The sequence below is a fragment of the Leisingera sp. ANG49 genome, from assembly GCF_059694505.1.
On record NZ_JCATZN010000044.1, the window covers coordinates 1 to 1,173 of the forward strand.

Annotated in this window: 1 protein-coding gene; it reads right to left on the reverse strand. The window is 46.5% G+C overall.

Annotation, left to right across the window (positions count from 1 at the left end):
- Positions 1–106 precede the first annotated feature (106 nt).
- Positions 107–457 (reverse strand): hypothetical protein, encoded by a 351-nt coding sequence (locus tag AC58NV_RS23620; RefSeq protein ID WP_497229317.1) that lies wholly within the window; start codon positions 455–457, stop codon positions 107–109.
- Between the last annotated feature and the right edge of the window lie 716 nt (positions 458–1,173).

Sequence of the window (1,173 nt, forward strand, 5' to 3'; positions counted from 1 at the left end):
AACATTCCAAAGGATAATTCTTTGACCAAATTTGTCATTTAATAATTCGGTTTTTTGCATGGAACTTGCTTCCTCGCTGCATTTTTCACGGTGAGAAGCGGAAAGGTTAGGTCAGCCCCCGAAAAACATTGATCGCTATATCGCGAGCAGAACCTTGCGTCGCACCTCTGCTTCTGGCGGAAAAATACTCGCGGCAAGTATGATCTGCAATTTGATCCTGCTTCGTGTTTTCCGGGAATTGAGTGCCATCTGCCTTTTTAAGTACCCCATTATCATACCAAATTGTGTCCCTCCAGGGACCTGAAAGACAGTCTAATGTTAGATCGCCAGACACACGAAATGAAGCGATTTCTGCACTGTTTTCATATGTTGCGCCCACTCCAATCTGATTTCCACCTCTGACGCATCCAGAAAGGACAAGAGAGACAAGCCCTAAACATCCCACAATAATCTTCATCACATCACCCTCACTGCCGATTATTAACTTTTTCATATGTAATGAGCTTGCAGCTCACGACATCGCCTTCAATTGACATATTCTCCATCCTCCGCGCTCGCTAGGAAAGAATTGAAACACGCATCCAACCCAACTCAACTCAACTCAACTCAAAAAATCTCTTTCCTTCAGATAGGCCCTGCCTTGTAGCAACTTTGGCGTCTGCACAAGTTGTTGTTGCGCCCTCATGCTCACCGCCTTCGGAAGTTGGAAGACCGCTACTACAATTTACGGCCTATTGACCTCATGTTTCCCGAGTGGAGAGGCTCCCAACGCCTCGTACTGCAGTGGAATCAGCAGAAAAGCCACCGTCGCTCACATTATTAGCGCGCTGACTTCAAAGTTTATAACATCTAATTTTATGTCACATTACTTTTACTGTATTAACGGAAGCTATTCATAGGGTGGAAGGTATGATTCAAGCTGGCATCTACAATAGAGATTTGCTTGGCACGAGACTTTATAATGGAAGAGGGATGGGAATTTTTGACCGGCTCATCCTGGCAAAACGTGCCCCGAGCGGGTGCAAGCCAACCAATCTATGCCGTGTTGTCAATAGATTTTTCGGACCTTCCGCACCGGTTCCCTTGTCGCGGTCTGCCAGAAGAGTTCGGAAAGTGGTCAAGTTTCTGCCGCCATCACGGTCACAATCTCGCGCAAACGGTCAGGCTTCAGAG